This is a genomic window from Mangrovibacillus cuniculi, from assembly GCF_015482585.1.
In the GTDB taxonomy this organism is placed as follows: Bacteria; Bacillota; Bacilli; order Bacillales; family R1DC41; genus Mangrovibacillus; species Mangrovibacillus cuniculi.
This window is the reverse complement of record NZ_CP049742.1, coordinates 1,958,539-1,985,345: the sequence shown is the minus strand read 5'-3', so window position 1 is coordinate 1,985,345 and position 26,807 is coordinate 1,958,539. Positions and strand designations below refer to the sequence as shown.

Sequence of the window (26,807 nt, the reverse complement as noted above, 5' to 3'; positions counted from 1 at the left end):
CGTAGGAGGAGAGAACATGAAAACCTTTAAAGATGCTCACGGGCAACTAGTGGAATTTACAACAGGTGATTGCTTTGCTTCTGATAGTATAAAGCATGTCATTGTTATTCCCAAACTAACTCATGGTCTTTTGATGACTGATCATCCTAAGAGAGGCATTGAGTTTCCAGGTGGAAAAGTAGAAGAAGGAGAATCCCTAGAAGAGGCTGCAAAAAGAGAAGTGTTTGAGGAAACGGGAGCAAATATTCGTGATCTAGCTATACTTGGGCATTACCGAGTGTATGTAGATGATTCTCGATTTTTCACTAAAAGAATTTATGTTGCAAAAGTTTCTAACATTTGTTCCGATGTAGGTTATTTAGAGACAAGTGGACCTATATTTCATTCACTTTCCATCTCATTTGAGGATGATCGATACAGCTTTTTAATGCGCGATGGCGTGATGAAAGAAGCCATGAATTTCATAAAAATATCTAAAAAGTAGAACTCTTTTGTGGGAGTTCTACTTTTTCTTGCGTGACTGGCAATAACTTATCGATGACCGCATGAGGTGATCCATACTTAGATGAATCTCCTTCTTACTTACTTATTTTGCGTTCAAAATAAGCTACCAACTGGTACATGAACGTTGCCATGATGGCTATCATTAATAAGGCAAGCCATACTAGGGAAAAATTGAAGACTTGGAAACCGTAAATGATTAAATATCCCAAGCCTTGTTTGGATACTAAGAATTCTCCAACAATAACTCCTACCCAAGACAAACCTACATTTACTTTAATTGTTGAGATTAAAGTTGGTATTGTTGCAGGAAAGATGACATGACGATAAATGTGCTTCTTAGAGGCTCTAAATGTGTACATTACTTTTAAATAATTTTGATCGACATCTTTAAATGCAGTGAACATTACAATAGCAGTGATGATGATTGAAATAATGGCCCCCATGGCGATAATGGAGCTAAAAGAAGGACCGAGAATGACAATTAGTATAGGACCAAGAGCAACTTTGGGCATGGCATTTAAAACAACTAGGTAAGGGTCTGCCACTTTAGCAACGAGTGGACTCCACCACAAAGCCGTTGCGATAAATACTCCCAGTGCGGTACCTAGAATAAACCCTAAAATTGTTTCGAAAATCGTTGCTCCTGCATGTACTAGTAAACTGCCATCATTTACTTTATCCATCCCAAGTTTTATGACGGTAGATGGTGAACTAAAAATCAGGGGATCAATCCATAAATTTTTACTGGCAATCTCCCATATGGAGAAGAATAAAACAAATAATGCTAGTTGATAGCTTCGTACAATCCGATTCTCTTTTACGAGTTGCTTTTTATAGGCTGCGTACTTTTGGATTAATACCTTTTCTTCACTCAAGGTTCTCCAACTCCTTCCAAATCAGATGAAAGAATGCTGGATAACTAGAATGGTTTCTTGCTTCAAAAGGGGAGATAGCTACTAACTCTTTTGGGACTTCAAAGACACGATGTATTTTACCGGGATGTTTAGAGAATAGAATAATTCGGTCACTCATGGCGATTGCTTCTGAAATATCATGCGTGACTAATATGGCTGTTTTGTCATAAGACTTTAACGTGGAGAGGACAAGGTCTTCCATTTTTAGTTTTGTTTGAAAATCTAGTGCGGAAAACGGTTCATCTAAAAGGAGTAAGGTAGGATTCGTTACTAATGTCCTCACTAGAGATGCTCGTTGCCTCATTCCACCTGATAATTCATGAGGATAGGCATCAATGAATTTTGACAGTCCCATTTCTTCTAATAGCGCTAACACCATAATATCTGTTTCCTGCGAAGGTAGGTGGAGCAAGGAAGCACCTAATGAGGTGTTTTCTCTAATAGTTTTCCATGGGAAGAGGTAATCTTGTTGAAGCATATATCCAATAGTATTTTTTGTCTTCATTGGATTTTTGCCTTTTACTCTTACTTCTCCAAACGTAGGTTTTAGTAATCCTGCTATGATGGAAAGAAGGGTAGATTTCCCACAACCACTAGGTCCTAAAAAAGATACGAACTCACCTTGATTAATCTCTAACTGTACATCTTTTAGTGCTTCGACACGGGATTTTGGGGAAAAGTAAGAATGGCTGACATGATCTACTTTGACAAAAGACATAACATTCCCCACCTTTTTCATTTATTTTGCGGACTTCGCAAAATCTGTGTTTACTAAAGTTTCATGGTCGACTTGTTGTGGTAGCTCACCTGCTTGATCCATAATGGTTTGTAAGTTGTTCCACTCTGCTTCGTCTAAAATGGGATCTGTAGCAAATGAACCTTGCGCACGGTATCGATCAATAACAGTTTCCATTAAATCCAATTCGGTATCTTCAAAGTAAGGTTGAACTAGTACAGCTAGCTCTTCTAAACTTGCAGTATCTACAAACTTTTGTGCTTTTTGTAGAGCACGTGTGAATTTCTCCACGGTTTCTTTATTTTCTTTTAGATAGCTCTCTTTGGACATAAACGTTGTATATGGAAGTAAACCAGATTCTGTTCCGAAAGATGCAACAATATGACCAATGCCTTGCTCTTCAAATAAAGATGCTGTAGGTTCAAATAATTGTACATAATCCCCGGTTCCTGTAGAGAAGGCAGTAGCAATATTTGCAAAGTCAATATTTTGAATAAGCTCTAAATCAGCAAACGGATCTATCCCATTTTTACGAAGAACGAACTCTCCAGCCATCTGTGGCATCCCACCTTTACGTTGACCTAAAAATGTCGTTCCTTTTAAATCTTCCCATTTAAAATCATCGACTTTTTCTCTAGAAACTAAGAAGGTACCATCTGTTTGAGTTAGTTGTGCAAAGTTGATAACTGGATCTATTGGATTTTGTGCATACACGTAAATCGAAGTTTCAGAACCAACTAGTGCGATATCTGCTCCATCAGATAGAAGTGTGGTCATCGTTTTATCTCCACCCCAAGTGGTGGTTAGTTCGATATCTAGACCTTCTTCTTTAAAGAAACCTTTCTCAATAGCAACGTATTGAGGAGTATAGAAAAGGGAACGAGTAACTTCAGCAACACGGACTTTTTCGACTTTATCAGTCGTTTGACAACCTGCAATGAAAACGAGGGAAGTTAATAATAATCCCACTCTAGTGATAAGTTTACGCATACCATTTCGCTCCTTTAGTAGTAGGTTGATGTAACCTTCATTACCATCAAGATATGAAATTCATAAAAATGTGTGATAGCCTATGGAAAAGATACTATTTGACATGAGAAAGGAAGACGAGATGAAAGAGCTTATTTTACATAGAGAAAGATTTCCTTCCCCCAATCCGAATGTACAGTTAACAGAAATAACTTATCTCTCAGGTCCATTTAAGGTGAAAGGACTTTTAGCTGAACCAATTAAAGAAGGAAAATTCCCAGGGATTTTATACTTAAGAGGTGGAATAAAATCTGTTGGAATGGTACGACCGGCTCGAATTGCTCAGTTTGCTCATGAAGGTTGTGTGGTATTTGCTCCTTACTATCGTGGGAACAGGGGAGGACAGGGACAAGAGGACTTCTGTGGGGAAGATCGCATGGATGCATTTATGGGGTATAAGGTATTAGAGCTGCAGTCAAATGTTGATACAAATCAGCTGCATGTGTTTGGTTTTTCAAGAGGTGGGGTAATGGCATTATTCACAGCTTTAGAATTTTCGAATTGTCGTTCCCTTGTTACTTGGGGAGGTGTAAGTAATATGTATCAAACATATGAAGAGAGACTTGATTTAAGGAGAATGATGAAACGTGTAATGTCTGGTACGCCTCATCGGAATCCAAAACCATACGACTTTCGTACACCATTACATACAATTCATGGAATACATTGTCCAGTTTTAATTATTCACGGAGAAAAAGACAAGCACGTTGGATTTGAACATGCACAACAGTTAGAAACATCTTTGAAAGCAGCAGGAAAACACGTAGAGACGTGGTATTATTCTACCTATACGCACTATTTTCCTCCAGCAGTTAACCAACGAACGGTGACAGATATGATACAATGGATGAAAAAACAGTAGATGATTTGGGGGCGGAAATATGGGAATGCCTGTAGAGTTTCAAACAATGATTGTGACAAAAGGAAAAGAGGTTCGTCAAGAAGGAAATCTTTTTGAACTAACGAAAGATGGGTATCGTATTTACCCTCTAAATATCCCTATCGAAGTAAAACGTACGAAAGAGGGAGAAGTAGCTGGAGTAGGAGTTGTAGTCCGTCAAACATGGGAAGAGGATGCTACAACAATTCAATATGAGTTGAAAGCATTGAATTCTACTAATTGATTAAAAAAATCGCCAACAACTCCAAAAATAGGGTTGTTGGCGGTTTTTAGTTGTTACGTGACCAGTAACAATTCATCGTTAGCCAAGTGATATGGTTTGACCATACAAGAGTCCTTTATAGTTCGTCTACCGGTCCACCAAGTCTAGCTAAGTCTGGTAACTCATGAGAGAATTTCTTGAAATTTAGATGGAAAGACTTTGCTAATTGATGTGCTGCAATGTCATATTCCTCTCCATTTTCCCATGTTTTCTTTGGTTGAAGAACATGGTCTGGAACCCCTGGAACATGTGTAGGTACAGATACTTGGAAAATCGGATCCACCGTAGTTTCCACACCTTCTAATTCTCCTTCTATCACTGCACGAATCATCATTCGTGTATATTTTAGAGAGATACGATTTCCAACTCCATACGCTCCACCGGACCAACCAGTGTTAATTAAATATACTTTTACGTCGTGTTGGTCTAGTTTTTCTCCAAGTAATTTCGCATACTCTGTAGCTGGAAGCGGAAGGAATGGAGAACCGAAGCATGTAGAGAAAGTTGCTCTTGGCTGTGTTACTCCGCGTTCAGTGCCAGCTAATTTGGAAGTGTAGCCACTTAAGAAGTGGAACATTGCCTGCTCCTTTGTAAGACGACTGATTGGAGGTAACACACCAAAAGCATCTGCAGTTAAGAAAATAATTGTGTTTGGATGACCAGCATAGCTTGTTGGTACTCGGTTAGGAATTACGTCCAAACTGTACGCAGCACGAGTGTTTTCTGTATAAAAGTTACTACTGTAGTCAGGAACCTTTTGTTCATCCAAAGCAACATTTTCTAATACGGAACCAAAGCGGATTGCTTGGTAAATTTGTGGTTCTTTTTCTTCCGTTAAACCGATGCATTTAGCGTAGCATCCACCCTCCATATTAAACACACCGCTAGCTGACCAACCATGCTCATCATCACCAATTAACTTTCTAGTGGGGTCAGCAGATAAGGTGGTTTTTCCTGTACCGGAAAGTCCAAAGAATAAAGATACGTCGCCTTCTGCACCTACATTTGCCGAACAGTGCATAGGAAAGACATTCATAGAAGGATAAAAGAAATTTAGTGCAGAAAAAATGGATTTCTTGATTTCCCCTGCATATTCCGTTCCACCAATTAAGACAATTCTTTCTGATAAAGAAAGAATGATAAATGTTTCGGAATTTGTTCCGTGAACAGCAGGGTTTGCTTTAAAACCGCAAGCATTGATAACAGTTATTGGCTCTAATGCAGCATCTGGTGCTACTTCGTTGATAAATAGCTGATGAGAGAAAAGACTATGCCAAGCTTTTTCTGTTACAACGGAAATAGGACTTTGATAACTTACATGTGCGCCAGCAGCGCCATTAAAATGGTATAAATATGGTTTAGCATCTAAGTAAGTAAGAACATCGTTATAAAGTCGTTCAAATTTGTCTTCCGTTATGGGTTGATTTACCTTTCCCCAATCAACCGTTTTTTCGGAGAGTTTGTCTACAACGATAAACTTGTCTTCTGGTGAACGCCCAGTATACTCACCAGTTAAAGCTCTCACGGCACCTGTGCTTGTAAGAGTAGCTTCTCCGTTTTGTAAACAATGTTCTACTAAGTCTGCTACAGGCAATGAATGGTAGGTAGACTTCTTATTTAATAAGGAATTTAACGAAGCAAATGTAGATACCATATTTTATACTCAACCTTTCCGTTTTCAGTATTCTTAAATAGTATAACACAATTATATGATTAGTGTATACTATTTGTTCATGCTTTTTCTGATTTTAAAGTTCAAAACATTAAGCCTTTAATTGGTTCTAGTTCTTTCTTTAAAACTATTGACATCAAAAAGGTAAAAAGATATGATTTAGCATTGAACGGATACTCTTATCCTGAGTTGGTGGAGGGGCAGGCCCTATGAAACCCAGCAACCTGTTTCATACAACAGAATTATTTGTATAAAACAAAGGTGCTTAACCTGGCAAGGCTTGTGCAGAAGAACATCTTCGGCCCCTTGAACGATAAGAGTGAAAGGCTTCGGTAACCACCTTTCTCTCATGATAGAAGGGTTTTTTTTGTTACGGGATATAGCTCATGATTATCGAGTTTCCTTATATATGTAGCAAAGGTTTGCCAAAGTCCGGTAGTCGAATCAATTACAGATGCGTATATAGTTATTGCATCTTTCCCCATACTACTGAAGGACATGAGTACCGTGATTATTAACGTTTCCACACCTGGAAGCGAACTTTAGGAGGAAACCCCATGACAAAGAAACGTCACTTATTCACGTCTGAGTCAGTAACAGAAGGACATCCTGATAAAATCTGTGATCAAATCTCTGACTCAATTCTAGATGCTATCTTAGCGAAAGATGCTAACGCTCGTGTAGCATGTGAGACATCTGTAACAACTGGTTTAGTACTTGTATCTGGAGAGATTACAACTTCTACTTATGTTGATATTCCTAAAATTGTACGTGAAACAATTAAAGAAATTGGTTACACACGTGCGAAATATGGTTTCGATGCAGAAACTTGTGCAGTTTTAACTTCTATCGATGAGCAATCTGCTGACATCGCGATGGGTGTTGACCAAGCTTTAGAATCTCGTGAAGGACAAATGTCTGACGAAGAAATTGAAGCAATTGGAGCTGGAGACCAAGGGTTAATGTTTGGTTATGCTTGTAACGAAACAAAAGAGCTTATGCCTTTACCAATCTCTTTAGCGCACAAACTTGCTCGTCGCTTAACAGAAGTTCGTAAAGAGGATATTCTTCCTTACTTACGTCCAGATGGTAAAACACAAGTAACGGTTGAATATGATGAGAACAACAATCCTGTTCGTATTGATACAATCGTTATCTCAACTCAACATCATCCAGAAGTTACGCTTGATCAAATTCAACGTAACCTAAAGGAATTCGTTATTGAGCCAGTGGTACCTACTGAGCTAATTGATGAACAAACAAAATACTTCATTAACCCAACAGGTCGCTTCGTAATCGGTGGACCTCAAGGGGATGCTGGTCTAACAGGACGTAAAATCATCGTTGATACGTACGGTGGATATGCTCGTCACGGTGGTGGAGCATTCTCTGGTAAGGACGCAACGAAAGTTGACCGTTCTGCTGCATATGCTGCTCGTTATGTTGCGAAAAATATCGTTGCCGCTGGTCTTGCTGACAAATGTGAAGTTCAACTTGCATACGCAATTGGAGTAGCTCAACCAGTTTCTATCTCTATTGATACATTCGGTACTGGTACTGCTGATGAAGAGACACTAATTGATGCAGTTCGTGAGCACTTCGACCTTCGTCCAGCTGGAATCATCAAAATGTTAGACCTACGTCGTCCTATCTACAAGCAAACTGCTGCTTACGGACACTTTGGACGTAATGATCTGAACCTTCCTTGGGAGCGTACAGACAAAGCTGCATTAATTAAAGCATCTGTTGCAAACGCATAATGGAAAAGACACCCTTTGAGGTGTCTTTTTTTCATTGATTTGGTAAATAATACATACATCACAACTTTTATGTAACATTTCTGTAATATTTACGTCTTATTCAAAGAAGTAAGGATTACATTTATGTGTCGTTAAAAGAAGGATTTGGGGTGTATGGTATGTGTGGTTTCTTAGGATATATTCGAGACGACAAGTTTGATGATATGCATAAAGGATTTGCTGAATTTACTAAAAAAAACAAGTTGATAGAACATCGTGGACCAGACGATGAAGGGTACTTTCAAGATGAACACGTTCGATTTGGTTTTAGAAGACTAAGTATCATTGATGTGGAAGCAGGGCATCAACCTCTTTCATTTGAGGACCAGCGATACTGGATTATCTTTAATGGGGAGATTTACAACCACGTTGAACTTAGGGAACACTTACAAAGTGAAGGAACTTGCTTTGAGACTCAGTCTGATACAGAAGTAATTTTAGCATTATATCAAAAATATAGAAAAGATGTCGTTCACCACTTGCGTGGGATGTTTGCTTTTATCATATGGGATAAAGAAGAAAAAGTATTATTTGGCGCACGTGATCATTTTGGCATAAAGCCTATGTATTACGCTGAGCTAGAAGGTGAAACGTATTTTAGCAGTGAAAGAAAATCGTTGGATCAATTGTTCAAAGAGCCAGCGTTAGATGAAGTAGCACTTCAGCATTATTTGACTTTCCAGTATGTTCCTGAGCCATTTAGTAGCTTTAAGGAGATAAAGAGATTTCCGCCTGGACACTACTTTGAAAAGAAATTAGGTAAACGCTTAGAAGTTAATACTTATTGGAAACCGAGTTTTCAACCACTACAAGATTCATCTAAGGATTGGATAAATGAAATTCGATACGTTCTTCGTGATTCTGTTGAGAAACATATGAGAAGTGATGTACCAGTTGGTTCCTTTTTATCTGGGGGCATAGATTCCTCTTTTATCGTTTCTTTAGCAAAAGAAGTAAATCCGGAGATAAAAACCTTTTCTGTTGGTTTTTCTAGAGAAGGATTTAGCGAAATTGATGTGGCGAAAGAAACAGCTGAAGCCTTAGGTGTAGAGAATTATCATAAATATATATCAGCAGACGAATACATTGCTGCTCTACCACAAATTATGTGGTACCTAGATGAACCGTTAGCAGATCCTGCATGTGTACCGCTATATTTTGTTGCCAAGGAAGCTAGGAAACAAGTAACGGTAGTACTTTCAGGAGAAGGTGCAGATGAACTATTTGGGGGATATAATATTTATAGAGAACCTGTGTCTCTGAATATCTTTACTAAAATTCCAAAGATCGGACATAGCATTTTGCGTTCGTTAGCTAATGTCTTACCAGAAGGTATAAAAGGAAAGAGTTTCTTAGAGCGAGGTGTTACGCCACTTCAAGATCGATATATCGGAAACGCAAAAATGTTTTCGGAAAAAGAGAAGCAAGAGCTTTTATATACCTATCAAAGAAGCATACATTTTAAAGACATTACGAATCCAATCTATCAAGAAGCATCGGGGAATAGTCCGGTAGAAACAATGCAACTAATTGATCTTTATACTTGGATGCGAGGGGATATTTTACAAAAAGCAGATAAAATGACAATGGCGAATTCTCTGGAATTACGTGTTCCTTTCTTAGATAAGGAAGTAATGAAAGTGGCATCTACCATTCCAGCAGACTTGAAAATTGCAAATGGTACGACAAAACATATTCTTCGTTTAGCCGCTGAAGGAATTGTTCCCAATCATGTATTACATCGTAAAAAGTTAGGTTTTCCAGTGCCAATCAGACACTGGCTAAAGCACGAACTATATGACTGGGCAAATCAGTTAATAATTGATAGTCAAACAGAGCATTTAATAAATAAACAATTTGTAAGAAGATTATTAGAAGAGCATTGCAGGGGCCACGCAGATCATAGTAGAAAAATATGGACAGTGTTAGTGTTCATGACGTGGCACCAAGTTTATATAGAAGGGTCCCCTACATCAAAAGTTGCACTTCTAGGAGATTCTTTAGAGACTCTTCAATCTAAATAAGAAATCGCATGAGACCCCATTTGCACCCAGGAAGAGATAAAGTCTTTTATGGGTGCTTTTTCATGTTTTTTACCTGACAAAGGGTCATTAAAGTAGATAAATTTATCATCATAACCCGTTAATAGAACAGAGTGTTCCTTCATTGTAATCTTTGTGGAACTACCATCAGTATGATGCCAGGTGTGGAAATATCGATCACTTAATGGTGCAAAGGTTACATTCGATACAACCCAAACTGGCTTTCCAAGTGTTAAAGACAGTTGAAGCTCTTTAAAGGAACGATTGGACAGATTAACTATTTTCCCTGGCAAATATTTTTCTGCTAGGTCAGAAATCGGTTTACTATACACTCCGTATCCTGGTTTAGAGAAGGTGTACATATTTCCAACAAACCCTACTTGTGGGTTGCCAAAGTACGTTTTTCCATCTTTTACGAATTTAGGTGTTGGATCTTTCTGGATTTCCGCAGCAAGAGTTAGTTTGTTAACGGACACACCAGCGTGCTGAAGAAGCATAGCAAGGCTGGTTACCTCACAACCTCTAGGTAATTCAGGCATTTGTTTTATAAGTGGAGCATCTAACAATACATTTGGAGCTAATTTTATGACTTCATAATCTACATCTGAGAATGTTGGTTGGGGTAAGGGGGAAAAAGAGTTTTCTACAGTATAGTAGAATAAAAAGCTGCTAGTTGTGATTATACTTACTAGTAATAATGGCTTTTTCATTACTACACGCCCTTTCATACTATGTTGCGAAAAGGTATGGATTACTGCAACCAATGATAGAATCGATGCCAATGGAGAGCATTGGCATCGAAGGATACCTTTATGTACGACTTGCGTTTTTTTGGTGCAATTTATATACCTGTCCTTTTTCAGCATATTCACGGACAATGCGTTTCATATCTTTTTTATCATCTTCTGTAAGTTCACGAATGACTTTTGCAGGTCTTCCAAGGGCTAACGTATTCGGAGGGATGACTTTTCCAGGAGGAACCAAACTACCTGCTCCTATAAAAGCACCTTCCCCAATCTCTGCTCCATCAAGAATAATGGAGCCCATTCCTATTAAGGCACCTTCTTTAATGTGACAACTATGGAGCGTCACTTGATGTCCAACCGTTACTTCATCTTCAATGATTAATGGAAATTTTGGGCTTTGGTGTAAACAACACAAATCTTGAATATTTACTTTATTCCCTATAATGGTTGGAGAAACGTCTCCACGAATAACGGTTTGGAACCAAACAGTTGATTCTTCCCCGATTGTAACATCCCCTGAAATAGTAACGTAATCGGCGATAAAGGCGGATTCAGCGATTTGGGGATACTTATCTAGATAAGGATATAACATGAATTTCCCTCCTTTTTTATGTACTATAAGTATATCAGTTAAAGTTTGGCTATTTAAATTATTTACGTGTATGATAAGTTTTATTGTGGAAAGAGGAATGGTGATAAATATGTGGAAATGGGAAACGGAAGGAAATCCTAAAGGCGTTGTGGTGATTGTACACGGTGCAATGGAGCATCACGGTAGATATAGCTGGCTCATTGAAATGTGGCGTTCATCAGGTTATCACGTTGTCATGGGCGACTTGCCTGGTCAAGGTGCTAAGTCTAGGTCGGATCGTGGACACATTGACTCCTTTCAACAATATTTAGACGAAGTTGAACAGTGGTTGCAAGCAGCTTATCAGTTTGAAGTGCCAGTATTCTTGTTAGGTCATAGTATGGGGGGATTAGTTACTATTCGTTTGTTACAAACATCAAAGCTGAATGTAGCAGGTGTTATTTTATCATCTCCTTGCTTAGGCTTAATTCAACAACCACCAAACTTTCTAAAGCTTATGGCCAAAGGACTAAATGTTCTTTCTCCAACATTAAAGTTTAAAACAGGATTAACTTTAGACATGGCTACTAGAAATCAAATAGTAAAAGAACTCGAAGCAAATGATTCTTTATATATAACAAAAGTTTCCGTTAGATGGTATCAAGAATTAGTGAAGACAATAGGTATAGCTTTTGAACAGATTCAAGAAACACAGGATATCCCTATTTTTCTAATGCAGGCTGGGGATGATCAAGTTGTAAATAAAGATCTTGTGAAAGAGTGGTTTTACCAGCTAAGAGGTTCAGATCTTCATTTTAAAGAATGGCCGAACTTATATCATGAAATCTTTAATGAGCCAGAGCGGGAAGACGTATTTATGTATGCAGAACAATTTGTTCGTACACAGCTAAAATTATTAGGATACGTAGTAGATTAAGGAAAGGAGAACAAAGATGAAAACCCCTACACAGCCATTTACTTTAATGGCAAAGATTTATCGTCATGTATTGCCTTATGTACATCATGAGATTAGAACTTGGAAGAATAGAGCTCATCTAATTCCCGATAAAGAATTACGCTCCCAAGCATTAGCGAGTATTGAAGATAAAACATTTCACTGTGAAGGTGGGGGTATTTTAGCTTTAGTTTCCATACACGCAAAAGAACCAATAATATCGTTTATTGTTGCTTATCAAACAATCAGTGATTACTTAGATAATCTTTGTGATCGAAGTACCTCATTAGACCCAAAAGACTTTGCTGCGCTTCATCAATCGATGAAAGATGCATTGACACCGGGTGCTCCTATTCAACGGTATTATAGGTATCGTGCAGAGCAAGAAGATGGAGGATATTTAGCTGATTTGGTGAAAACTTGTCAAAATACGCTTGAACAACTTCCTAATTATCCAATAATAAAGGGTTACCTCCATACTTTGTGCAGTTATTATTGTGACTTACAAATACATAAACATGTTGCGCACGAGGAACGGGTGCCACGTTTGCAAAATTGGCATAACAAACATGTATCAGATCTTCCAGAAATGGGCTGGCATGAATTTTCGGCATGTAGTGGTTCCACGCTTGGTATTTTTTCATTGGTTGCACATGCTCATCAAACTGACTTTACGAGGGAAACAGCAAAGCGCATAATGAATGGGTATTTTCCGTACGTTCAAGGAGTCCACATTCTATTAGATTATGTTATTGATCAACAAGAGGACATCGAGGGCGGAGATTTAAATTTCTGTACGTATTACCCAGATCAAGAGACAATGTTTAAAAGAATAGTGCATTTTATGGAGGAAGCTGATATAGCGATTAATCAACTTCCAGAGGCGCGTTTCCATCAGATGATTCATAGAGGTATTGTCGGAATTTATCTATCAGATCAAAAAGTGGAACAACAGGCTCACGTCAAGAAATTGGCTAAGGCTGTGTTAAAAAAAGGTGGCTTTGAGAGTTACTTCTTCTATTGGAATGGTCTTGCTTACAGAAATGTATTTAAACGAATAATTAAGCCAATCATTCGCCCTTCCAAAGCAATTAGTTGATTGAGCAATTTACTAGACGTTACATACAAACACTTGTAGAGTAAAAGGCATGAATTGGAGGGGGAACGGATGAGTATAAAATTAAGTGTACTAGATCAGTCACCGATAGCCGAAGGAAAGTCTCCTGAAAAAGCATTGCAAGAAACAGTAGAATTAGCAAAACTAGTAGAAAAATTGGGGTATATGCGCTTCTGGGTTTCAGAACATCATGATACTTCCACTCTAGCTGGTTCTTCACCAGAAGTACTAATGAGTTTTCTAGCAGCTAACACTTCTAAGATTAGAGTAGGTTCTGGCGGAGTTATGCTACCTCACTATAGTTCTTATAAAGTAGCGGAAAATATGAATGTGTTAGCGACACTAGCGCATGGGAGAGTAGATGTTGGCGTTGGACGAGCACCAGGTGGAATGCCACGAGCAACACTTGCATTAAACAATGGCAATAGACCAATGACCCACCAGTTTAAAGATCAAGTAGAAGAATTGCGAGCATATTTACAGGATGATGTAGATATAAATCATCCTTATCATGGATTAAAGGCAACACCTATCCCTAAAAGTAAAGCGGATCTTTGGCTACTTGGATCCAGTCCATCAAGTGCGGAGTTGGCAGCGGAGCTTGGTTTGCCGTATACGTATGCTCAGTTTATCCAGGCAGAGTACACAGGTCATAACTTAACAACGTATAAACAGCAGTTTAAGCCATCTGCCAACCTTAAATATCCGTATAGCATGCTAGCTGTGTTTGTTTTATGTGGAGAGACAGAGGAAGAAGCAAACTATCTAGCTTCTAGCATTGATTTATCCTTGATACAGCTGGAACAAGGAATGCCTTCAAAGGGTACTCCTAATCCAGAGGTTGCGAGTACGTATCCATATTCGTTCTTTGAACAACAACGAGTAAGACAAAATAGAGAAAGAATGATTGTGGGAACAAAAGAGCAAGTAAGGGATAAATTACTTCATTTGCAAAAGCAGTATGACGTAGATGAGTTTATGTTAGTGACAATTATGTACGACTACGAAAAAAGAAAACGTTCCTATGAGCTTGTAGCAGAGGCTATGTTAAATCAATAATTTGTCAAAGAGGTACATTCAAAACGAATGTACCTCTTTGTTGATAATGTTTAAAGGTAATTTACTTTTTAAAACTGCAGAAATACTGCTTTCGTTAAATTAAACTTTGGGATTGGAGCGGAAGGGGGCGACTCCTACGGGAAAGGTGGGTTACTGAGACCCCACAGGAGTGAACTGCCCCCTGAAATTGGACACAGATTATTTAAGCAGCTTGCTCATAATTTCTTCTATAGGCAACTGGGCTTTTTCTATTTAGTTTCGATTTAATTCTTAAGTTATTGTAGTAAAAAATGTAATTTTCTAATTCATGTATGAAGTGCTCTACACTCTCAAATTGTTCTAACTGTATAAATTCTGATTTAAATATCCCAAAGAAGTTCTCTATAACTGCGTTATCGTAACAGTTTCCTTTTCTAGACATACTTTGGGTGATATTGTGATCTTTCAATAATCGACGATATTGGGGCATTCGATAATGCCACCCCTGATCTGAGTGAATTAATAAATCATCACTTGTTTTTTTACGAGTAAGGGCTTGGAGCATCATATCTTCTACTAGATCGTATGTCGGTCTTGTTTGAAGGGTATAGGAAATAATCTCACCATTAAATAAATCTAATATAGGTGAGAAATATAGTTTCTGTCCAAATAGTTTAAATTCCGTAATATCTGTCACCCATTTTTGATTGGGCTTTGAGGCATGGAAATTACGATTTAATATGTTTTCAGAAGCTTTTCCGAACCCACTGATGTACGATTGATATTTTTTCATTCTTACTATACAGCGTAACCCCAAATCACCCATGATACGATAGACTTTCTTTTTGTTTATACAGTGACCCTTTTCTTGGAGAATGTCTGTAATTCGTCTATATCCTAATCGACCTTTATGTTTTTTATAGATGAATTTAATGCGTCGTTTCCATTTTCGATCAGGATCTTTTCTTTGCCAACACTTCACAATGAAATAGTAAGTGCTTCTTGAAATTCTAGCTACTTTAACTAGGTCTTTAACGGGGAATTCATGCCTTAGTTCATATATTACCTTGGCTTTCATTTCTTTGGTGATTTTTCCTGAACTAAGGCTTTCAACTTTTTTAAATAAGCATTTTCCATTCTCAGATAATCCAGTTCTTTTTGAAGTTCTTCTATTGATGGATTTGATTGTTTATCTTGTTTGGTATTTTTTGATTTGGTCATGTCTACTAGCCTCACTTCTTCTTGAAAGGCTTGGGATCCTTGACTTTCCCACTTCCTAATCCATTTACGCACCATAGAAGGATCAGGAATTTGAAAAATAGCAGCTGCTTTCCTAATAGAATAGTCCAAGCCTTTAACGGATTTAATTACTTTTAGTTTAAAGGCTGAAGAATAGTTTGTATAGGGAAAGGAAAACGCAGTATCTCCATGATAGTGAACTAATGCCACCCAATGTCGAAGGACCGAAGGATCAATTCCTAGTTCTTTGGATAACGAGCGATAACTTACATTTTCAGTTTGATATCGATAAACAGCAAGTAACTTTTGTTCTTTAGAAAATTGGGACAAAAAAACACACCTCCAACTGTGGAATGTGTGTCCAACAATTGGGGTGCAGTTCAGAGCGCGATCTTACGCGACGAGGAGGCTCAGCAACCCGCCCCGTGGAACGCGTCCCCCTGGAGCGGAAATCCCTGTGCAGTCACTTTCGGTTTATTGTAATTTTTCTGAGTTTGAAAAGAGAGCAAAATAGTTTCTTCTATATGGATAAGAATATAAAAATCTTAGTATCTGCTAATAATGGCTAGTGATATGACATTTGTCATAAATATGATATGACAGTCATGACTGCACAAGGTTTTCTTTCCTAGATATACTTAAAAAAAAGATGTCACGGAAGGATGAACACTCAATGACACAAGTAGAACAACGACAACTTCGAAAACAAGTTGCTCCTTATGAAAAAGCAGAAATGATGAGAAGTGTACGACAATTGTGTAACACCTTACTTCCTTTTCTTGCAATTTGGGTAGTAGCCTATTGGAGTCTTTCTGTATCGTATTGGCTAACATTAGGATTAGCGGTTGTGAACGCAGGTTTATTAACTAGGATCTTTATCATTTTCCATGATTGCTGTCACTACTCGTTTTTTAAAAATCGTAAACTAAATAAATGGGTTGGCACTTTAACAGGAGTATTAACACTAGTACCTTATTCACAGTGGCAGCACGAACATGCTATGCACCATGCTACTAGTAGTAACTTAGACAAGCGTGGAGTCGGCGACATTTGGGTTCTAACGGTAAAAGAATATCAAGAAGCATCCATCTGGACGAAAATTGGTTATCGATTATACCGAAATCCTATAGTGATGTTTGGTTTAGGACCAACATATGTATTTCTTATCTCGTATCGTTTTAACCGTAAAGGTGCACGAAAAGAAGAAAGACTAAACACGTACCTAACAAATATATTAATTGTACTTATTGCGACTATTCTTAGCTTAACAATCGGTTGGCAAGCATTCTTATTGGTGCAAGCTCCAATCTTCCTAATCTCAGGAACCATCGGTGTTTGGTTGTTCTACGTTCAACATACGTTTGAAGACTCATACTTTGAGCCAGATGCGAACTGGCAATATGTTTCGGCAGCAGTGGAAGGTAGTTCGTATTACAAACTACCGAAAGTTCTTCAGTGGTTCACAGGTAACATTGGTTACCATCATGTGCATCACTTGAGTCCACGTGTACCAAACTATAAGCTAGAGGATGTGCACAACTCTTCAGAACCGTTACAAAACGTACCAACCATTACTCTTTGGTCATCCTTAAAGTCTTTAAAGTTTAGACTATATGATGAGAATCAGAAAAAGTTTGTCAGTTTTGGTGACCTACGAACATTGCAAAAATGATAGTATGAAGAGAAAGCAGGATATGCTTTCTTTTTTTATAGGAGTTGGACAATGGTCAGGAAAAAATTAAGTGACATTCAAGCGAAAACAGGAATATCTCCATACATTTGGATGATTTTATTTATCTTACCTTTTTATTTTATTTTTCAGTTGGAATCACCGGCTGCGATTGTAGCCGGTATCCTTTTAACCGTTTTATTCTTCCTTTTTTACCGCATTGCGTTGCGCGCAAAAAGATGGGGAATTTATGTTTGGGGAATTCTCTTGATGGGGATTTCTATTGCTTCAACAAGTTTATTTAGTTACATCTACTTTGCGTTTTTCTTGGCGCATTTTATTGGAAATATTAAAAATAGAGTTCCTTTTCTCACCTTATATTTTATTCATTTAGTCAGTACTTCCATTATCATAAATATCTCTATCGTTCAACAAGACGCTGTGTTTTTGCGTCAGTTTCCTTTTGTTGTCATCATCTGGATTGCTGTTATCCTTTTGCCGTTTAGTATTCATAACCGAAATGAGCGTGATGTGTTAACAGAGAAGCTAGAAGATGCGAATAAGCGTATTTCGGATTTAAGTAAGCTGGAAGAAAGACAACGGATTGCGAGAGATTTACATGATACGTTGGGGCAGAAACTTTCCTTAATTGGGATGAAAAGTGACTTAGCTCGCAAACTTGTGACGAAAAATCCAGAGCAAGCAAAACAAGAGTTAAAAGATGTTGGACAAACGGCCAGAACAGCTTTAAATGAAGTAAGGAAAATGGTTTCTTCTATGAGAGAAGTAAGGTTGCAAGATGAGTTGTTAAGGGTAGAACAATTGTTAACTGCAGCTAATATTACCCTAATTATTCACCAAACGGCAACGGAACATAAATTAAGTCCATTAACGGAAAACATTTTGAGTATGTGTTTGCGAGAAGCTGTAACGAATGTTGTAAAGCATAGCCTTGCTTCAAGATGTGAAGTTTCCATTGATCCAAGATTTAAAGATGTACAGTTAGTGATTCGTGATAACGGTATGTTTCAAAAACGAAAGCCAGATGAAGTGTTAGGAAGCGGGATTTTAGGAATGAAAGAACGCGTAGCATTCGTGAACGGATCTATTTCTATTGATACAGAAAATGGAACTGAGGTTACGATAGTCGTACCAAATGATGCAAAGCCGAAAAGTGAGGAGAAGTAAGATGATTAAAATAGTGATTGCAGAAGATCAACAATTGCTACTCGGAGCACTCGGATCATTGTTGAATTTAGAAGATGATATGGAAGTAGTTGGGAAAGCGACCAATGGAGAAGAAGCGTTAGAATTGGTGAGAACGTTACAACCGGATATTTGTTTGATGGATATTGAGATGCCAGGTGGAAGTGGATTAGACGCTGCAGAGCAATTAAAAGGTTCCGATTGTAAGGTCATCATTTTAACGACTTTCGCTCGATCCGGTTATTTTCAAAGAGCTTTAAAAGCAGGAGTGCAAGGATATTTGTTAAAGGATAGACCGTCAGAAGAGTTAGCGAATTCCATTAGAAATATCATGTCTGGGAGAAAAATTTATGCGCCAGAGTTAATGGAGGACGTCTATGCGCCGGAAAATCCATTAACGGAGAGAGAAATAGAAGTTTTAGAATTAGTTGCAAATGGGAAAAACACACAAGAAATTGCGGATAGTTTAAAGCTAAAGGCTGGGACAGTAAGGAATTATATCTCCACTATTCTAGACAAATTAGAAGTGAAAAATCGAATAGAGGCCATCACGCAGTCGAAGGAAAAAGGGTGGTTTAAATAACATAGAGGTTTGGACAAAACAAAAAAGGTACATTTCGAAAAAAACGAATGTACCTTTTTGACGTTGGATCTAAATTTATAATATTGCAGAATTATAAATTTACAGAATATAACTTTGGGATTGGAGCGGAAGGGGGCGACTCCTACGGGAAAGGTGGGTTACTGAGAGCCCGCAGGAGCGTTCTTCAGCGACGAGGAGGCTCAGCAACCCGCCCCGTGGAAAGCGTCCCCCTGCAGTGGAAATCCCATTGCAGTCACTTTCAGGATTTGTCCAAGACTCTATTTCATAATTATTTTTTAGAAATCAACAACAAAAACGGAGGATCATTTACTTGGTTGATGAATTCATACTTTGCTACGTCGAATTCTTTTTGATTTAGTTGCGATACATGAGACACTACTGCATCTCTCTCTATTTTGCCTTCTTCATGTCCATGATAAACAATAAGCGCTATAATGCCTTTTCTTTCTATTTTTTTACACAATACATTAATCGCAGTAATTGTAGTATCAGGCGTTGTAACAATTGATTTATCTCCGCCTGGCAAATAGCCTAGGTTAAACATTGCTGCACGTAGAGGTTTTTCTTCGTAAGCAGACAAATATGTTGCTACATTCTCATGTCCGTCTAAAATACAGTTGACTCGTTCTAGGAGACCTAATTCTTTCAAGCGAGTAGTGGTATTTTCCACTGCTTGATTCTGTACGTCAAACGCTAAAACTTTTCCATTATCTCCAACTAACCCTGCTAAGAACGCAGTGTCATGTCCGTTTCCCATCGTGCCATCAACTACACAATCTCCGGATATGACTCGTTCAGTCAATAGTTTTTTTGCAAATGTCATCACTCTATCTAACGTCATGTCTTTAACCTCGCACTTTCTTTCCTTGCCAACTATCACGATTGCGTAACTCTTGATTGATTCCATTTAATACACTCCATTTATCGGAGCTCCACATTGGGCCAACCATGAGAGAGAGCGGACCATCACCAGTAATACGATGTATGGTGACAGAAGAAGGTAATATTTCTAACTGATCACAGATTAATTCAATGTAGTCTTGTTGGGACATAAATTCGACTAATCCTTTTTCGTATTGCTTTACCATTGGTGTTCCTTTTAAAAGATGTAGCAAATGAAGTTTAACACCTTGAATATCTTGGTCGGCAACATATTGTGCTGTTTCCATCATCATATTGTAATTTTCGAGAGGTAATCCGTTAATTAAATGTGTGCAAACGCGAATGCCTCGTTTGCGTAGTGCTTGTACCCCTTTATCGTACGTCTTTAAATCATGAGCTCTATTTATTAAAAGTGCAGTTCTTTCATGAATGGTTTGAAGTCCTAATTCTACCCACAAATAAGTTCTGTGGTGAAGTTCCTCTAAATAATCTAACACATCATCTGGTAAACAATCAGGTCTTGTAGCAATAGAAATTCCTACAACACCATCTAATGTAAGTACAGATTCAAATCGTTCACGTAATACTCCTACAGGCGCATGCGTGTTAGTGAAAGCTTGGAAATAAGCAATATATTTACCAGATTTCCACTTAGAAGACATTTTTTCTACACCTTTTTGAAATTGCACGGGGGGTGGCTCTACTCGGTTGCCAGCAAAATCACCTGAACCTGCAGCTGAGCAAAACGTACAACCACCATGAGCCACAGTACCGTCTCTATTAGGACAGTCAAATCCGCCATCAAGGGAGACTTTAATAATTTTTTGACCGAAGTGTTCTTTTAATTGCGTGTTCCATGAGTAAAATCGTTGTTCTTTTATATCGAAGGGGAGGCTAATTTGGTTTGTCATGTTTAATGTCCTCTCTATAAGTGTTCCTAATGACCACCATTTTAGCATGGAAGGAAGAGTATTTCATGTACTTTCCAACATGAAAACTTGTCTTTTGGTTCAATCTAAAGGGGAGCAATTCCATTATTGGCTCAAGGGAGAGATGACGATGGCAACACGTAAATCAGTAGAAGAGTGTTTACAACATTGTGAAGATGCATTGAGATTAGCTCAAGAACAGTTTGTTGAAGCAAACAGACAAGAGCATTATCATGATTTGGAGTATGTAGAAGCTCAAGGTCTATTAGAGACTGCTGTCAATGAAGTGTTAAAGTTGACAGAAAGTGCAAACTGGCAACAAAAGGAACAACTTCATCGTATGCGTCTACAACTTCAAAGTCTTCAGAATGAAATGATCCTTTTAAATCATGATCGTCCAGAAAAGTTTACAGGAGGGTACTAAGATGGTAAAACCAAAATCAGATCAAGCTAATCCAGAGCAAAAGACAAGTAGTGGAAGAGAAGAATTTGCAAATCATCAATCTCCTGTGGATCAAGTGAAAAAAGCTAATCGTAAGAGAGCTCAGCAAGATTATTAAGTAACTAAGACCCAGCAATTATCATAATTGCTGGGTCTTTTGTCTAACTCTTTTTTCTGATATTTCTTTTATATATATTCCCACTTCAAGATGCGTTACAATGCTTAAGGGAAGTTATATAAAGGAGCGTATGTTCATGCCTAAATCACTTTGGCTTTTGGTAATTGGAATGATGATAAATGTCACGGGAGCTTCTTTTTTATGGCCATTAAATGCTATTTACATTCATCAAGAATTAGGTAAATCATTAACCGTTGCAGGATTGGTGTTAATGATTAATGCGGGAACAAGTGTAGTTGGTAACTTAGTGGGTGGTTGGCTATTTGATAAAATAGGCGGCTATCGATCCATTATTACTGGTGCAACCATTTCCGTCATTTCACTAGCTGGCTTATCACTTTGGCATGATTGGCCTTATTATGTCATCTTTTTAGCAACTGTTGGTTTTGGCTCAGGTATGGTTTTTCCATCAGTTTATGCAATGGCCGGCACTGTTTGGCCAGAAGGTGGTAGAAAACCATTTAATGCTATTTATGTAGCACAGAACGTAGGAGTTGCCTTAGGTGCAGCGTTAGGGGCTTTTGTTGCTAAATTCTCGTTTGACTGGATATTTATGGCCAACTTTGGGATGTATGTCATTTTCTTCTTCTTAGCCTTATTTGGATATAAAACGATTAAAGTAGAAGGAGCAATACAGACATCTGTTATTCAAGAAGCAAAGCCAATAAAAAATAAATCAAGAATTATAGCACTGGCGTTATTGTGTGCTGGATATATAATGTGTTGGATTGGATATGTCCAATGGCAATCCACGATTTCCACATACACACAAGAGCTAGGTATTTCTTTAAATCAGTACGGATTACTTTGGACTTTAAATGGTGGATTAATTGTACTTGGTCAACCTTTAATCAAGCCTATTATAAATAGAATGCAAAATCATATTAAGGCTCAAATGCTTGTTGGAATTGCCATATTCACTCTTTCTTTTTTCATTTTAATTTTTGCGCAAAACTTTACCATTTTTGCCGTTTCAATGATTATTTTGACAATAGGTGAAATGTTAGTTTGGCCAGCTGTCCCAACTATCGCGAGTTCCTTAGCTCCAGAAGGTAGAGAAGGGTTCTATCAAGGTATTGTGAATAGTACTGCTACAGGTGGAAGAATGATTGGACCGTTATTAGGTGGTATTATCGTGGATTCTTATGGAATGGCACCTTTATTTATGGTACTAATGGGTATTGGGTTTTTAGGTTTTGTCTTTACGGCTATATATGATAGAGGAATAAAGACAAAAGCCCAATCTTCCTCCATTGCTGCATAATACACTTGATTTTCCTTCAAACTAAGCATAGAATAATGTCATAATAGATTTGATCGGTGAAAAGGAGTAGTAGTACCTCTTCCTAATGCAGAGAGTTGACGGTTGGTGCAAGTCAACAGCGGAATGTATGAACTCGCCTTTGAGATGTTTACCTGAACTTACAGTAGGGTAGACCGTTTTCCGCGTTAAGGAGTAACGAAGCGAGTGCAGTTGTGCACTAATGTGGGTGGTACCGCGGGAGAAAACGCCTCTCGTCCCTATTTTATTTAGGGATGAGTGGCGTTTTTTGTTACGTGAAGTAACAACTCGGTGTTGGCCACGTGATGTGGCCTGTACTTAACCGAGTATCATTAATTTGAGGTAACTATGCAAACGAGCCAAGCAAATTCGGATGCACACAGTGATGTGGCCCGTACTTAACTGAGTCTCATTAATGAATGTTTACCTATAACAAATATCTCATCCCTAAACCTTACATCTTTATAACTAAATCACTAGGAGGAATAACAGTGAGTTTTCAACATTTAGAAGTAGAAAAAAAGTGGCAAAAACATTGGCTAGAAAACAAAACATTTAAAACAGCAGACGAAATCGGTAAACCGAAATTTTATGCATTAGACATGTTCCCATATCCTTCTGGAGCTGGACTTCATGTAGGACATCCAGAAGGGTATACTGCAACGGACATTCTTTCTCGTATGAAACGTATGCAAGGATACAATGTCTTACATCCAATGGGGTGGGATGCTTTTGGTCTTCCAGCAGAGCAGTATGCAATCGATACAGGAAATGATCCAGCAGAATTTACAGAAATCAACATCAATACGTTTAAAAGACAAATTCAAGCATTAGGTTTTTCTTATGATTGGGACAGAGAAGTAAATACAACCGATCCATCTTACTACAAGTGGACACAATGGATTTTCCTTAAGTTATATGAAAAAGGATTAGCGTATGTTGACGAGGTACCAGTAAACTGGTGTGAAGCACTTGGAACAGTTTTAGCAAATGAAGAAGTAATTGACGGTGTAAGTGAGCGTGGAGGACATCCAGTAGAGAGACGTCCAATGAAACAATGGATGTTAAAAATTACAGCATACGCAGACCGTTTACTTGAAGATTTAGAAGATCTAGACTGGCCAGAAAGCTTAAAAGATATGCAGCGTAACTGGATTGGTCGTTCGGAAGGTGCAGAAGTAACATTTAAGATTGATGGAACGGATGAAACATTTGACGTGTTTACCACTCGTCCGGACACGTTATTTGGTGCAACATATGCAGTACTAGCTCCGGAACATGCTCTTGTTGATGTAATTACAACAGATGAGCAAAAAGAAGCAGTTGATGCTTATGTAAATCAAGTAAAATTAAAAAGCGACTTAGAAAGAACGGATTTAGCAAAAACGAAAACTGGTGTCTTCACAGGTGCATTTGCTGTTAACCCAGTAAGTGGAAAGAGAATGCCGATTTGGATCGCAGATTACGTTTTAACGAGTTATGGAACTGGAGCGATTATGGCAGTCCCAGCGCATGATGAGCGTGATTATGAGTTTGCAAAAGTATTCGACTTACCAATTATCGAAGTGGTAGCTGGTGGAGATGTAGAAAGTGAAGCGTACACAGGTGACGGTGAACATGTTAACTCTGATTTCCTAAATGGACTTGGTAAAGAAGAAGCTATTACAAACATGATTACTTGGTTAGAAGAACAAGAAATCGGTAAAAAGAAAGTAACGTACCGCCTACGTGATTGGTTATTCTCCCGTCAACGTTATTGGGGAGAGCCAATTCCAGTCATTCATTGGGAAGATGGCACAATGAGTGCTGTGGAGGAAAGCGAACTTCCATTAATGCTTCCGAAAACAAAGAACATAAAACCATCCGGAACAGGAGAATCTCCACTTGCAAATATTGCAGATTGGGTAAACGTTGTCGATCCAGTTACAGGGAAAAAAGGTCGTCGCGAAACAAACACGATGCCACAATGGGCAGGGAGCTGCTGGTATTATCTACGTTATATCGACCCAACAAATGAAGAAGCATTAGCTTCACAAGAAAAGTTAAAACATTGGTTACCTGTAGATATTTACATCGGTGGAGCAGAACATGCTGTCCTTCACCTTCTATACGCTCGTTTCTGGCATAAATTCCTTTATGATATCGGAGTAGTACCGACAAAAGAACCGTTCCAAAAATTATTTAACCAAGGGATGATTCTTGGAGAGAATAATGAAAAGATGAGTAAATCTAAAGGGAATGTAGTAAATCCAGACTCTGTAGTAGAAAGTCACGGTGCAGATACGCTTCGTCTTTACGAAATGTTTATGGGACCACTAGAAGCTAGTGTGGCGTGGTCAACTAATGGATTGGATGGCGCAAGAAGATTCTTAGACCGCGTATGGCGTTTACTTGTTGATGAGGAAGGTAACCTTCAATCTAAAGTTCAATCTGGTGCTAATGATGGATTAGAGAAGTCCTATCATCAAACTGTGAAGAAAGTAACAGAAGATTATGAGGGATTACGTTTTAATACAGCTATTTCTCAAATGATGGTATTCATTAACGATGCATATAAAGCAGAGACAATTTCAAAAGAGCATGCAGAAGGTTTCGTGAAGTTACTATCACCTGTCGCTCCTCATCTTGCAGAAGAACTTTGGGAGAAGCTTGGTTATTCAGAAACGGTAACATATGAAGCTTGGCCAACGTTCGATGAGTCTAAATTAGTGGATAATGAAATAGAAATCGTAGTACAAGTAAATGGAAAAGTAAAAGCAAAACTTCTTATTCCTGCGACAGCTACTCGTGAAGAAATGCAAGAAATTGCATTAAATGATGCACGTGTAGTAGAATCCATGGAAGGTAAGACTGTTCGTAAAGTAATTGCTGTTCCACAAAAATTAGTAAACATTGTTGTTGGCTAAAGGAGGATTTCCATGATAAAAACTATTACGACAAAAGAACTTCAAGAAAAATTAGAGAACGGTGAAGAATTAACGTTAATCGATGTTCGTGAAGACGATGAGGTAGCGGAAGGGATTATTCCTGGAGCAAAACATATTCGTATGGGAGATATTCCTGCCTCACTAGAACAGCTAGATGCAGACAAAGAGACGATTTACATTTGTCGATCTGGAAGAAGAAGTGAGAATGTGTGTCTTTACCTTCAAGAACAAGGTCATGATGTTGTAAACATGGTTGGTGGCATGCTTGAATGGGAAGGCAAAACGACAACGAAGGAATAAATAGATAAAAAAGCGATGCCGCATTATATGTGGCCTCGCTTTTTTTGTATTTTTACCTAAAAGAGGTACAGACTATAAATAGTAACGCCCAGAAAGGAGGAGGTATATGTCCGAGAAGAAGATTCTAAGAGGGTTAGTTGGACTTGGTGTCATTCTATTAGTTGTTATTGCTAACATTCAAAAGAAATATTTTAAGAATTGGATCATCGTCTACTTCTTTGTGGCATTTACTTCTTCTGCTGTAGACGCACTCGCTGTTTCTAACAAAAGATTACGATATCCCGTACGACTTTTAGGGCGTGTATTTAAGATTAGTGTATTATTTGATGGACTTCTTTTTCCGATAACGTGTGTGTTATATAATCAGTGGACATTTAAAGATACATGGACACAGGCTTTCTATAAAGTATTTGCCTTTACAATTCCAATGACTATTGTCGAACATATAATAGAAAGAAAAACAAGGTTGATTGATTATAGAGGCTGGAATACCCCGATTACTTTCATTTCATTAACATGTTATTTCTGGTTTTCCCGAGCATTCTTAAATTTTGTAACAAGGTATCAAGAAAATTCTGAATAATTGACTAAATAGTGCACCTCCTGTCTATTCTGATAAGGAGGTGATTTGCATGATTCAGGTTAAATTATTCGATGAAGAAACAGAGCTAGAGCTAGAAGAAAAGATGAATGCATTTTTGAAGAAAGTACGAGCGGATAATGTAGTAGATATAAAATATCATGTGGCTGCATTTCCGGATGACCAAGATCGTGATCAAGTATATTGCTTTAGTTCAATGGTTTTGTATAAGAAATGATAGAAAATGGTAATGTAATTGAACTGTCAAAGTAACTGCACAGGG

At 38.1% G+C, this 26,807-nt stretch carries 27 protein-coding genes, 1 riboswitch and 1 other annotated feature; of the genes, 18 read left to right on the top strand and 9 right to left on the bottom strand.

Annotated features, from left to right (window positions below):
• Positions 1-16: 16 nt before the first annotated feature.
• Positions 17-484, top strand: a complete 468-nt coding sequence (locus G8O30_RS10170) for an NUDIX domain-containing protein (RefSeq protein WP_239671975.1) — start codon at positions 17-19, stop codon at positions 482-484.
• Between the two features lie 94 nt (positions 485-578).
• Here G8O30_RS10170 and G8O30_RS10165 read toward each other — a convergent pair whose 3' ends face one another.
• From G8O30_RS10165 to G8O30_RS10155, 3 genes are read right to left on the bottom strand one after another with little or no spacing between them, the layout of a single operon-like run.
• Positions 579-1,379: an ABC transporter permease gene (locus tag G8O30_RS10165; RefSeq protein ID WP_239671974.1), complete on the bottom strand. Its 801-nt coding sequence runs from the start codon at positions 1,377-1,379 to the stop codon at positions 579-581.
• Complete coding sequence (locus G8O30_RS10160; protein ID WP_239671973.1) at positions 1,372-2,136, bottom strand: ABC transporter ATP-binding protein; 765 nt, start codon at positions 2,134-2,136, stop codon at positions 1,372-1,374. The genes G8O30_RS10165 and G8O30_RS10160 overlap by 8 nt, the downstream gene beginning before the upstream one ends.
• Positions 2,137-2,157: 21 nt before the next feature.
• Positions 2,158-3,144, bottom strand: a complete 987-nt coding sequence (locus tag G8O30_RS10155; RefSeq protein WP_239671972.1) for an ABC transporter substrate-binding protein — start codon at positions 3,142-3,144, stop codon at positions 2,158-2,160.
• Positions 3,145-3,226: 82 nt separating this feature from the next.
• Between G8O30_RS10155 and G8O30_RS10150 the strand changes: the two genes are divergently transcribed.
• Complete coding sequence (locus G8O30_RS10150) at positions 3,227-4,045, top strand: alpha/beta hydrolase family protein (protein WP_239671971.1); 819 nt, start codon at positions 3,227-3,229, stop codon at positions 4,043-4,045.
• Between the two features lie 19 nt (positions 4,046-4,064).
• Positions 4,065-4,307 carry a DUF2584 family protein gene (locus G8O30_RS10145; RefSeq protein WP_239671970.1) on the top strand — a complete coding sequence of 81 codons (243 nt, stop codon included), beginning with the start codon at positions 4,065-4,067 and terminating at the stop codon, positions 4,305-4,307.
• 115 nt (positions 4,308-4,422) lie between these two features.
• On the opposite strand, the gene pckA is transcribed toward G8O30_RS10145, so the two are convergent.
• Positions 4,423-6,000 (bottom strand): phosphoenolpyruvate carboxykinase (ATP), encoded by a 1,578-nt coding sequence (pckA, locus tag G8O30_RS10140; protein WP_239671969.1) that lies wholly within the window; start codon positions 5,998-6,000, stop codon positions 4,423-4,425.
• A 194-nt stretch (positions 6,001-6,194) separates the two neighbouring features.
• A riboswitch (SAM riboswitch) is annotated at positions 6,195-6,338 on the top strand.
• Between the two features lie 237 nt (positions 6,339-6,575).
• Here pckA and metK point away from each other — a divergent pair.
• Both metK and asnB read left to right on the top strand, forming a co-directional pair.
• Positions 6,576-7,778, top strand: a complete 1,203-nt coding sequence (gene metK, locus G8O30_RS10135) for a methionine adenosyltransferase (protein ID WP_239671968.1) — start codon at positions 6,576-6,578, stop codon at positions 7,776-7,778.
• Between the two features lie 158 nt (positions 7,779-7,936).
• Entirely contained in the window at positions 7,937-9,841 is a 1,905-nt protein-coding gene (gene asnB, locus G8O30_RS10130) for an asparagine synthase (glutamine-hydrolyzing) (RefSeq protein ID WP_239674538.1), read from the top strand.
• Here the strand turns inward: asnB and G8O30_RS10125 are convergent.
• Both G8O30_RS10125 and G8O30_RS10120 read right to left on the bottom strand, forming a co-directional pair.
• Entirely contained in the window at positions 9,829-10,569 is a 741-nt protein-coding gene (locus tag G8O30_RS10125; protein WP_239671967.1) for a C39 family peptidase, read from the bottom strand. The genes asnB and G8O30_RS10125 overlap by 13 nt on opposite strands.
• A 100-nt stretch (positions 10,570-10,669) precedes the next feature.
• Positions 10,670-11,197 carry a gamma carbonic anhydrase gene (locus tag G8O30_RS10120; RefSeq protein ID WP_239671966.1) on the bottom strand — a complete coding sequence of 176 codons (528 nt, stop codon included), beginning with the start codon at positions 11,195-11,197 and terminating at the stop codon, positions 10,670-10,672.
• Positions 11,198-11,306: 109 nt separating this feature from the next.
• Between G8O30_RS10120 and G8O30_RS10115 the strand changes: the two genes are divergently transcribed.
• The 3 genes from G8O30_RS10115 (at position 11,307) to G8O30_RS10105 (ending at position 14,307) form a co-directional block, all read left to right on the top strand.
• Entirely contained in the window at positions 11,307-12,113 is an 807-nt protein-coding gene (locus G8O30_RS10115; RefSeq protein WP_239671965.1) for an alpha/beta hydrolase, read from the top strand.
• 16 nt (positions 12,114-12,129) lie between these two features.
• The gene (locus tag G8O30_RS10110; protein ID WP_239671964.1) at positions 12,130-13,230 is read left to right on the top strand and encodes a tetraprenyl-beta-curcumene synthase family protein; all 1,101 of its coding nucleotides are present in this window, start codon (positions 12,130-12,132) and stop codon (positions 13,228-13,230) included.
• 69 nt (positions 13,231-13,299) lie between these two features.
• On the top strand, positions 13,300-14,307 hold the full coding sequence (locus G8O30_RS10105) for an LLM class flavin-dependent oxidoreductase (protein ID WP_239671963.1): 1,008 nt from the start codon (positions 13,300-13,302) through the stop codon (positions 14,305-14,307).
• A gap of 202 nt (positions 14,308-14,509) precedes the next feature.
• Here the strand turns inward: G8O30_RS10105 and G8O30_RS10100 are convergent.
• Positions 14,510-15,855, bottom strand: a protein-coding gene (locus tag G8O30_RS10100; RefSeq protein WP_239671609.1) for an IS3 family transposase whose coding sequence is annotated in 2 segments (ribosomal slippage) — positions 14,510-15,393 and positions 15,393-15,855 — 1,347 coding nt in all. Because the reading frame shifts where the segments join, the coding sequence is not laid out codon by codon here.
• Positions 15,856-16,198: 343 nt separating this feature from the next.
• On the opposite strand from G8O30_RS10100, the gene desA reads away from it, so the two are divergent.
• Genes desA through G8O30_RS10085 form a run of 3 tightly spaced genes read left to right on the top strand, consistent with a single transcriptional unit; the run spans position 16,199 to position 18,983 of the window.
• The gene (desA, locus tag G8O30_RS10095; RefSeq protein ID WP_239671962.1) at positions 16,199-17,197 is read left to right on the top strand and encodes a Delta(5) desaturase DesA; all 999 of its coding nucleotides are present in this window, start codon (positions 16,199-16,201) and stop codon (positions 17,195-17,197) included.
• Between the two features lie 51 nt (positions 17,198-17,248).
• Positions 17,249-18,382 carry a sensor histidine kinase gene (locus tag G8O30_RS10090; protein ID WP_239671961.1) on the top strand — a complete coding sequence of 378 codons (1,134 nt, stop codon included), beginning with the start codon at positions 17,249-17,251 and terminating at the stop codon, positions 18,380-18,382.
• Position 18,383: 1 nt separating this feature from the next.
• Positions 18,384-18,983 carry a response regulator transcription factor gene (locus G8O30_RS10085; RefSeq protein WP_239671960.1) on the top strand — a complete coding sequence of 200 codons (600 nt, stop codon included), beginning with the start codon at positions 18,384-18,386 and terminating at the stop codon, positions 18,981-18,983.
• Between the two features lie 289 nt (positions 18,984-19,272).
• Here the strand turns inward: G8O30_RS10085 and mnmM are convergent, their stop codons facing one another.
• Entirely contained in the window at positions 19,273-19,845 is a 573-nt protein-coding gene (gene mnmM, locus G8O30_RS10080) for a tRNA 5-(aminomethyl)-2-thiouridylate-methyltransferase MnmM (RefSeq protein ID WP_239671959.1), read from the bottom strand.
• Between the two features lie 4 nt (positions 19,846-19,849).
• Positions 19,850-20,797: a tRNA modification radical SAM protein MnmL/YtqA gene (gene mnmL / locus G8O30_RS10075; RefSeq protein WP_239671958.1), complete on the bottom strand. Its 948-nt coding sequence runs from the start codon at positions 20,795-20,797 to the stop codon at positions 19,850-19,852.
• 148 nt (positions 20,798-20,945) lie between these two features.
• Here mnmL and G8O30_RS10070 point away from each other — a divergent pair, with 148 nt between their 5' ends.
• The 7 genes from G8O30_RS10070 to G8O30_RS10040 all read left to right on the top strand — a co-directional run bounded on the left by G8O30_RS10070 (position 20,946) and on the right by G8O30_RS10040 (position 26,762).
• Positions 20,946-21,239: a YtzC family protein gene (locus G8O30_RS10070; RefSeq protein ID WP_239671957.1), complete on the top strand. Its 294-nt coding sequence runs from the start codon at positions 20,946-20,948 to the stop codon at positions 21,237-21,239.
• Position 21,240: 1 nt separating this feature from the next.
• On the top strand, positions 21,241-21,375 hold the full coding sequence (locus G8O30_RS10065; RefSeq protein WP_239671956.1) for a glycogen biosynthesis protein GlgD: 135 nt from the start codon (positions 21,241-21,243) through the stop codon (positions 21,373-21,375).
• Between the two features lie 136 nt (positions 21,376-21,511).
• Positions 21,512-22,699, top strand: a complete 1,188-nt coding sequence (locus G8O30_RS10060) for an MDR family MFS transporter (protein ID WP_239671955.1) — start codon at positions 21,512-21,514, stop codon at positions 22,697-22,699.
• 47 nt (positions 22,700-22,746) lie between these two features.
• Positions 22,747-22,961: a binding site (T-box leader), on the top strand.
• Between the two features lie 247 nt (positions 22,962-23,208).
• Positions 23,209-25,623, top strand: a complete 2,415-nt coding sequence (gene leuS / locus G8O30_RS10055) for a leucine--tRNA ligase (RefSeq protein ID WP_239671954.1) — start codon at positions 23,209-23,211, stop codon at positions 25,621-25,623.
• Between the two features lie 6 nt (positions 25,624-25,629).
• A complete protein-coding gene (locus G8O30_RS10050) occupies positions 25,630-25,944 on the top strand; it encodes a rhodanese-like domain-containing protein (protein ID WP_239674537.1) in 315 nt (104 codons plus the stop codon).
• A 106-nt stretch (positions 25,945-26,050) separates the two neighbouring features.
• On the top strand, positions 26,051-26,527 hold the full coding sequence (locus tag G8O30_RS10045) for a CBO0543 family protein (protein ID WP_239671953.1): 477 nt from the start codon (positions 26,051-26,053) through the stop codon (positions 26,525-26,527).
• 49 nt (positions 26,528-26,576) lie between these two features.
• Positions 26,577-26,762, top strand: coding sequence for a sporulation protein Cse60 (locus tag G8O30_RS10040; RefSeq protein WP_239671952.1), 186 nt, complete (start codon positions 26,577-26,579; stop codon positions 26,760-26,762).
• Positions 26,763-26,807 lie beyond the last annotated feature (45 nt).